Origin of the sequence: Pseudomonas sp. GD03875, assembly GCF_029840585.1 — a bacterium.
In the GTDB taxonomy this organism is placed as follows: Bacteria; Pseudomonadota; Gammaproteobacteria; order Pseudomonadales; family Pseudomonadaceae; genus Aquipseudomonas; species Aquipseudomonas paralcaligenes.
Genome location: NZ_JAOCCV010000061.1, coordinates 1 through 7,684 on the forward strand (window position 1 = coordinate 1; position 7,684 = coordinate 7,684).

The following is a 7,684-nucleotide window of genomic DNA, read 5'->3' on the forward strand; positions in this document are numbered from 1 at the left end:
CGTGGCCATGGCCCGCGGCCCCGACCTGGTCAACCACCTCAAGAGCGTCAAGCGCAGCCTGCGCAGCCTGCGCTTGTCGCCGAAGTCGGTGCGCAGCGCGGAGGATTGATCGGCATCGGCAACGGTGGACAAGCGCAGCCTTGCCCACCTGCCTGCCGGCGCGAGTGCTACAGGTCGTATCGAACCGTCAGGTTGAAGTTGCGCGGGTCGCCGAACCTGCCGTAGCCGTAGGAAATGCCGGTGTAGTAGGTCTTGTCGAACAGGTTGTTGATATTGGCCTGGAGGCTGATGTCGTCCGTGACCTGATACTTGCCGAAGAGATGGACGAGCTCGTAGCTGTCCTGCTCCGAGTCGATCCCGCCCGGTCCCCGGCCTTTCTCGTAGATCCGGCTTTGCCAGCTCAGGTGCCCACCCACGGTGAACCTGTCCAGGGCGCCCGACAGGCGATACGAGCTGGTCAGGCGCAGCATGTTCTGCGGCTCGGTGGTCTGGATGGCCTGGCCGTCCCCGCCCCTGGCGATATGCCGGGTAAAGCCGCCGGCCATGTTCCAGCCGGGCAGGATCTCGCCGGAGGCCTCCAGCTCGTAGCCGCGAATCCTGGCGCCGTCGACCGCCTTGTAGCGGTATTCGTCGTTCACGATGATGTCGAATTCGGCGAGGTTGTCCTGCTTGATCAGGAACGCGGCTGCCGAGAGTTTGAGCCTGCCCCCGTAGAACTCGCCTTTCAGGCCCGCTTCGTAGTTGCTGCCGAGCACCGGCTCCAGCAGGGCTCCGTTGCGGTCCCGGGCGGTCTGGGTCTGGAAGATGTCGGTGTAGCTGACATAGGCCGAGTAGTGCTCGGAAATGTCGTAGACCAGGCCGGCGTAAGGCGTCAGTTCGCTGCTGTATCGGGCCTTGCTGGTGATGCCCCAGTCGGTCAGCTCGTAATCGACGTTGCTGACCCGCAGCCCGGTGATCAGCTTGAGTGCGTCGGCCAGGTTCCACCGGCTGGCGAGGTAGAAGGCGTCCTGCCGTTCCTTGATGTCGATCGGGTTGTCCGTTCTGTACCACTCGCCGAACTCGGGGCCTTCATAGCCTGGCAGGTCGTAGAAGCTGTTCAGCGGCGGCGTATTGATGCGCGGGTGGAATCTGCGGTGTTCCACATGATCCTGGTACGAGTAGCCGAGGACCAGCTCGTGCTCGCGCCCGAGCAGCGCGAACGGACCGGTGGCGGAAAAGTCGACGGCGTTCTGCCTTTCGTCGATGTCGTAGTAGGTGCCGCCCACCCAGAGATTGCCCGCCCCGCTGGTCCGGTCGAAGAAACTGTCTATGTAGCGCAGCTTCGGCGTCGCCTCGTTTTCCCGGTAGGTGTATTGCAAGCGGGCTTTCCAGTCGTTGGCGAAGGTCTTTTCCATGCTGGCGAAGCTGGCGATGCGTTCTGCATCGAGATAGGCCCAGTCCGCGGCGGTGGTGGTCGAGCGCGAGAGGTGGGTACGGCTGCCGTCGGAGTAGTACATGGGCACGGGCGCGCCATGCGTGGCGCCATTGGTGTGGCTGGTGCTGTAGTCCAGCCCGACGGTGAACAGCATATCCGCCGCCAGGTCCACCTCGAGGATGCCGTACAGCCCGGTCTGGTCCTTGCTGTAGTGATCCAGGTAGGAATGGCGGTCGCCATGGGTGGCGACCATCCGGCCGCGGACATTGCCCCCGGCCACCAGGGGGCCGGACAGGTCCAGTTCGCCTCGATAGGCGTCCCAGCTGCCCGCGCTGGCCTGGACATGGCCCTGGAAGTCGGCGGTGGGTCGCTTGCGGACGAGATTGATGGCGGCGGAGGGTTCGCCGGTGCCCGTCATCAGGCCGGTCGCCCCGCGGACTATCTCCACCCGGTCATAGATGGCCGTGTCGGACTGCCAGTCGGTTTCGTAGCCGAACCCGTCGTCCAGGGACGACAGTCCGTCGTACTGGATCTTGGTGATCGGGAAGCCCCGCGCGGTGGCATTTAGACGGTCGCTCTCGTAGTGGTTCAGCGAGATGCCGGGGCTTCTTTCGAGCACGCTGGCAATGCTGTTGAGGTTCTGGTCGTCCATTTGCCGGCGCGTCACGACCGTGACGGACTGCGGCGTTTCCCGGATCGACAGCGGCAGCCTGGTCGCCGTCTGCATCGCGCCGGTGGTGTAGGCGCCGCTGCCTTCGGTGGTGGCGCCCAGCCCTCCCGCGTTGACGTTGGTCGCACCCAGCTCCACCGCCGTTCCGTCGCCCGCCGGGTACATTGCCCAGGAGCCATCGCCCGCTGGGCTGGCGCGCAGGCCGGTGCCCTGCAGCAACCGCTGTATGCCTTCCGCAATGCCGGTGGCGGCGTCCAGGCCTGGGCTGCGCTTGCCTTCCACCAGTGCCGGATCGATCGGCAGGGTGATGCCCGCCTGGCTGGCGAATTCGGCCAGCGCGGCGCTCAGCGGACCGGCCGGGATGTGGTAGTGGCGGACCTGTTGCTGGTCGGCCGGCTCCGCCAGCAGGGGCTGGCCGGTCAGGCCCGTGCCAACGACCAGCAGGCCGAGGGCGGCGCCGCGGATGGCGCGGGCCAGTGGCCGGGCGGGTTGGAGAGGGTGGTGCTGGTCGTGGCGCATCGTGTGTTCCCCGTCGATCGGTGTTGGCTGTGTTTACGGGGAGGACACGTCAGTGGCGGAAAAGGCGACAATGCTTCCTATTGCAAGTGCCGTGGAGTGTTAAGGATTGGGGAGATTCAAAGGGTAGCGTCCTTCAGCTCCGTGAGGCGTTGTATTGCACGCGCTAAGCTGGGGGAGCACTGTGCAGCCTGCTGTGGGTGCCAGTGGAGATTGATGAACTCACATAGGTGTACGTTGTAGCCCGTTCCAGGCTTGCTAGCGTCTAGCGGCGATACTACTTCCTGCCGGATACGACGATGGCGTGAACGTCGGGCTAGATTCAGTACTGTACGTTTAGCGTCAGCTTCTTCGTCAGGATTATCAGGGATGAGGCGCACTGCTACATCGAAAAAAGCTGCTAAGGCTTCGCGATCAGCCATCATCCAGCTTTCGCTCTCTGTCACGGCTAAACGAAGAAGAAAGTTGCTTGGAGCAGTAGCTGGCAACCATTTCTGGCGTAGTTCTACCGCGCATCCTCTGTCAGTATCCATAAGACAGAGTACTGGGTGAATGTGAGCCAGACCTGTGTAGCGAGGCATGGCTTTTATCAAGTATGTCCCACCTTTGGTGTTTACAGCGGGCTGAGCCAGTGACCAGCCCATCAGTGCTGTGACCAGTCGTGTTCCTAATGCACAGCTCAAGGCATCTTCACCTATCACGTACATCTGGCTCATTAGAAAATTCCCATTTGCTCAATGCGCTCTGGCCGAGTCTTCGGTAGCAGAACTTCTGCAGGGTTCATGCCGTTTTCCATCGCTTCAAGTTCGCTTGAGTTGGGGCCGCGGACGGTTGTGCCATTCTCACTGGGTTGTAGCAACAGAACAGAGTCTGGGTTGTTAACGGCGGCTATTAAGTTATCGCTGTGTGTGGTAATCAGAACTTGCCGTATTCCTTTTTTACGACTGCGTAGGACGCGATCTATCATTAGGGGTACGTACTCAACAATGGCATCATTAAGTGAGAGCTCTGGCTCTTCAAGCAGCAGCAGGCCATCGCCTTCTAGTAACGCCCACAGCAGACCGATTAAACGCAGTGTGCCGTCGGAAAACTGGTCCTCTCTTTGCCACGCTCCGTTAACGCGCCAATGCTTGAAGCGCGCTTCCAGATGAGGGGCGCCGGTGACTTCATCCTTAACGAACTGTAGTTCGGAGAACTGGGGAACCGCAGCGCCAAGCGCTTCGCCGATTCTACGCAAGCGCGCATCTCTAGTCTTTTGAGGTGTCCGTGCAATACGCTGTAGAAGACCTTGCCCAAAGGGATCGCTTTCGATTAGCCGGCCACTAATTTCTTCGCTAAACTTCAGAAGTTGGGGGATCAAGTGTAAATATGTGGTGTCCGAAAAATATTCGGCCAGCTCTCTGAAGTCTGCATTGTTATTGATTTGCTCAAGGTGTGTCTGAGTTAAACGAATTTCATCTCTTTGATCTTCCACGCTAGGGCGGATCCGAACGGTTAAACCATTCCTTTTGATGATTTCGCGTGAAATAAGCACGCGCTGTGCACCTTTACCTTCACTTTTGAAAGCTAATTCATAATTCCAGCGGGTAGAGTCTATCTCCAAGGACTCGGATAGTTCTACCTCTATGCTTACTTCTGTATCTTTACGTGAGTGTAGACTTCTTAGCTTGCTTATCCCTCCGCGCTCTTTTAAAGCCTTCTGCAATCCTCCGCCATCGGCTTGCGCTACGCTACGAAGAAAGCGAAACACATCAAGAAGATTGGACTTTCCGGCGGCATTGGCGCCTATTATGTAAGCGCGAGGTCCAAGATTAATATCCACTTCACGAAAATTGCGCCAGTTTTTAAGTTTTAAACGGGTAATCAGCATTTCTGTTCTCCAGTACAGGCAGTAATTTTTAGCCTATCCTGTTTAGTGTCAATCTTTGACGGAAAAGAGTTCTTGTCCGACTCTTACTTTCTTATGCATTAGCTGGGCGTTGACATTGGAGCCCCTTGTCTTCGGTTGCCCTTCTTCACTCAGCACTATGTTCAATCAAGTGATTTATACATCGAATTCAGGGGCGTAAGTAAGATGGCGATCCTAGCCATCTTTGCGCGCGATGGTCACCCAGTAGCGGGTGCGGTAGCGGATGTCCACGGGCAGGGTACGGGCCAGCGCGGACAGCGCCAGGTCGGTGTCGGCGAGCTGGAAGGCGCCGGAGATGCGCAGCTCGGCCACCTCCGGGTCGCAGCGCAGCAGGCCGGGGCGGTAGCGGCCAAGCTCGGCGGCGAAATCCGCCAGGCGCATCTTCTCAGCGCGCAGCACGCCGTGGCTCCAGTCGCTGGCCTGGCTTTGCAGCGCCTCCGGCGACTCGACCCGGCTGGCGCCGAAGTGGGCCTGGCTGCCGGCCGGCAGCAGGGTCGGTCGGGACGCGTGCAGCGGGCGCAGCTCGACGGCACCTTCGAGCACCGCGACCTGCGTTTCGCCGTCGAGCTGGCGCACGGTGAACGTCGTGCCCACCGGGCGCAGCGTACCTTCGGCGGTTGCCACCAGCAGCGGGCGCCCGGCGGCGTCCGCCGCGCTGTCCACGCGGATTTCGCCGGCCCGCAGGCGCAGCAGGCGCCGGGTCTCGTCGAAGGCCACGTCCAGGGCGCTGTCGGTGTTGAGCCGGACGCGCGTGCCGTCGGGCAGGGTCAGTTCGCGCGATTCGCCGACGGCGGTGCGTTCGTCGGCGGTCCAGGCGCGCCAGGGCAGGCCGCGATAGCCGGCCACGCCGAGCGGTGCGGCGACGATCAGCAGCGTCAGCAGCTTGAGGGTTTCGCGGCGGTCCGCCTGCGGGCGGTCCAGCGCCTGCACGCCGAGCTCGGTGGGGATCTCGCCCAGGCGCGCATGGAAGCGCGCGGCCAGCTGCCAGGCTCGTTCGTGGTCGGCGTGGCTGGCGCGCCAGCGCTCGCAGTCGGCGTGGTCCTGCTCGCTGGCCGCGCCCTGCAGGTGCACGAACCAGCGCGCGGCCTCGCGGGCGATGCGGCGGTCGAGGGGCTGGGCGCTCACGGCAGCTCCGCGGCGAGCATGATGCATTCCTCGTAGGCCCGTGCCAGGTGGCGCTGCACCGAGCGCACGTGGATGCCCAGGTGTGTGGCGATCTCCTCCTGGGTATAGCCTTCCAGCTGCGACATCAGGAAGGCCTTGCGCACGTTGGCCGGCAGGCGCGCGAGCACCCGGTCCACCTCGTGCAGGGCTTCCAGTATCAGCGCCTGGCTTTCCAGGCAGGGACCCTCGTCTTCCGCCAGGCTGGCCAGTGCGTCGAGGTAGGCCTGTTCCAGCGAACGGCGGCGATACAGGTTGATCAACAGGCGGTTGGCCACGGTGGCGAGATAGGCGCGTGGCGCGGCGATGTCGACCGGCCGTGAGGTGAGCAGGCGGATGAATGTGTCCTGCGCCAGGTCGGCCGCATCGGCGGTGTTGCCCAGGCGCTGGCGCAACCAGTTGCGCAGCCAGCCGTGATGGTCGCTGTAGAGTTGAGGGAGACGTATCGGCGGGGCACATGATGGACATCCCTGGCGGCCTGCGCCGGTCGATCAAATGAGAATTTGTCTCATTCTATGCGGGCGCCGTGGACGAGGGCAACGGTGGACGCTGTCGCGAAGTATTCATGCTGGCTTCACCGTAGCGTCATGCGGCCCCAGCAAGCTGAGCTCCCGGTAAACGGACCAGGAGCGCCGCGATGAACCTGCATCTCGAAGGACCCGTCCACGACAGCAAGACCCGCCGCAAGCTGGAAGACCAGCGCCGCATGGCTTTCCGCCGTGCCATCGAGGACTACGCCGAACAGCGCCGGCTGCAGCAGGAGCTCGGTGGCTATCCCGATCTGATCCCCTCCGATTTCCTTCTCATCGCACGCGGCCCGCAGCGTCACGCGGCTTGAGCCATTCGCGCGATGTGCCGAATTCGGCATGCCGGGTGTGCAAAGCGATCAAGCCTCGGCGGCGTCGAGAGGCCACTGTAACGGGCAGACTGCCAGGAGCCCGTTATGACCCGATTGACCCTGACCGAGGCCCATGAGCTGGCCGCCGACATCCTGCGCCACGCCGGTTTCAGCGAGGCCTTCGTGCAGGCCATCGCCGCCACCGTGACCGCCGGCGAGCGCGATGGCTGCACGTCCCATGGCCTCTGGCGCCTGCTGGGCATCGTGCGCACGCTCAAGTCCGGCAAGGCGGTGGCCGACGCCGAGCCCGAGGTGATCGACCAGGCGCCGTCGCTGGTGCGGGTCGATGCCCATGGCGGCTTCTCCCAGCTGGCGTTCGCCGCCGGCCTGCCGCTGCTGGCGGAGAAGGCCCGGCGCAACGGCATCGCCGCCATGGCGATAAACCGCTGCGTGCACTTCTCGGCGCTGTGGGTGGAGATGGAGGCGCTGACCGAGCTGGGCCTGGTGGCGCTGGCCTGCAACCCGACCCAGGCCTACGTGGCGCCCGCCGGCGGCAGCCGCCCACTGTTCGGCACCAACCCCATCGCCTTCGGCTGGCCGCGCGCCGGTCGCCATCCCTTCGTCTTCGACTTCGCCACCGCCGCCATCGCCCGTGGCGAGATCGAGCTGCACCGGCGTTCCGGCGAACCGCTGCCGGCCGGCTGGGGTGTGGATCGCGACGGCCGGCCGTGCAGCGATGCCGCCGAGGTGCTCGACCATGGCGCCATGCTGACTTTCGGCGGGCACAAGGGCTCGGCTCTGTCGGCGATGATCGAGCTGATCGCCGGTCCGCTGATCGGCGACCTGACCAGTCCCGAGTCCGGTGCCTTCGACGAGGGCCACAATGCCCTGCCGTACCACGGCGAGCTGATCATCGCCCTCGACCCGCAGCGCTTCCTCGGCGAACAGGCCGACCAGCACCTGGCCCGCGCCGAAGCCATGTTCGAGGCGATCCAGGGCCAAGGGGCGCGGCTACCGTCGCAGCGCCGCTACGAGGCGCGGGCCAGAAGTCTGGTGGACGGGGTGGAGATCGACGACGGTCTGTACCGCGATCTGCAGGCGCTACTGGCGTAGGGCGTCGTTTGACGTAGCGCGTAGCCCGGATGAAATCCGGGAGGCAGGCGACTCCGATCCCGG

Annotated in this window: 7 protein-coding genes and 1 pseudogene; 3 read left to right on the forward strand and 5 right to left on the reverse strand. The window is 63.3% G+C overall.

Going from position 1 to position 7,684, the window contains the following annotated elements:
- Positions 1-109 (forward strand): annotated as a pseudogene (locus tag N5D30_RS25725) (transcriptional regulator); the annotation flags it as partial.
- Positions 110-167: 58 nt separating this feature from the next.
- Here N5D30_RS25725 and N5D30_RS25730 read toward each other — a convergent pair.
- The 5 genes from N5D30_RS25730 to N5D30_RS25750 form a co-directional block, all read right to left on the reverse strand.
- Complete coding sequence (locus tag N5D30_RS25730) at positions 168-2,603, reverse strand: TonB-dependent siderophore receptor (RefSeq protein WP_279911280.1); 2,436 nt, start codon at positions 2,601-2,603, stop codon at positions 168-170.
- A gap of 116 nt (positions 2,604-2,719) precedes the next feature.
- On the reverse strand, positions 2,720-3,316 hold the full coding sequence (locus tag N5D30_RS25735; protein ID WP_279911281.1) for a hypothetical protein: 597 nt from the start codon (positions 3,314-3,316) through the stop codon (positions 2,720-2,722).
- Positions 3,316-4,470 (reverse strand): ATP-binding protein, encoded by a 1,155-nt coding sequence (locus tag N5D30_RS25740; protein WP_279911282.1) that lies wholly within the window; start codon positions 4,468-4,470, stop codon positions 3,316-3,318. The genes N5D30_RS25735 and N5D30_RS25740 overlap by 1 nt, the downstream gene beginning before the upstream one ends.
- A gap of 213 nt (positions 4,471-4,683) precedes the next feature.
- Entirely contained in the window at positions 4,684-5,634 is a 951-nt protein-coding gene (locus tag N5D30_RS25745; protein WP_279911283.1) for a FecR domain-containing protein, read from the reverse strand.
- On the reverse strand, positions 5,631-6,116 hold the full coding sequence (locus N5D30_RS25750) for a sigma-70 family RNA polymerase sigma factor (protein ID WP_279911287.1): 486 nt from the start codon (positions 6,114-6,116) through the stop codon (positions 5,631-5,633). Before N5D30_RS25750 ends, N5D30_RS25745 begins: the two co-directional genes overlap by 4 nt.
- 191 nt (positions 6,117-6,307) lie before the next feature.
- Between N5D30_RS25750 and N5D30_RS25755 the strand changes: the two genes are divergently transcribed.
- Both N5D30_RS25755 and N5D30_RS25760 read left to right on the forward strand, forming a co-directional pair.
- Positions 6,308-6,508 carry a transcriptional regulator gene (locus N5D30_RS25755; protein ID WP_279911284.1) on the forward strand — a complete coding sequence of 67 codons (201 nt, stop codon included), beginning with the start codon at positions 6,308-6,310 and terminating at the stop codon, positions 6,506-6,508.
- Between the two features lie 105 nt (positions 6,509-6,613).
- A complete protein-coding gene (locus tag N5D30_RS25760) occupies positions 6,614-7,621 on the forward strand; it encodes an Ldh family oxidoreductase (RefSeq protein WP_279911286.1) in 1,008 nt (335 codons plus the stop codon).
- Positions 7,622-7,684: the final 63 nt, after the last annotated feature.

Excerpts from the sequence above, each read along its gene's own strand:
- N5D30_RS25735 (WP_279911281.1), bottom strand. The coding sequence starts at position 3,316 with ATGAGCCAGATGTACGTGATAGGTGAAGATGCCTTGAGCTGTGCATTA.
- N5D30_RS25755 (WP_279911284.1), top strand. The coding sequence starts at position 6,308 with ATGAACCTGCATCTCGAAGGACCCGTCCACGACAGCAAGACCCGCCGC.
- N5D30_RS25730 (WP_279911280.1), bottom strand. The coding sequence starts at position 2,603 with ATGCGCCACGACCAGCACCACCCTCTCCAACCCGCCCGGCCACTGGCC.
- N5D30_RS25740 (WP_279911282.1), bottom strand. The coding sequence starts at position 4,470 with ATGCTGATTACCCGTTTAAAACTTAAAAACTGGCGCAATTTTCGTGAA.
- N5D30_RS25760 (WP_279911286.1), top strand. The coding sequence starts at position 6,614 with ATGACCCGATTGACCCTGACCGAGGCCCATGAGCTGGCCGCCGACATC.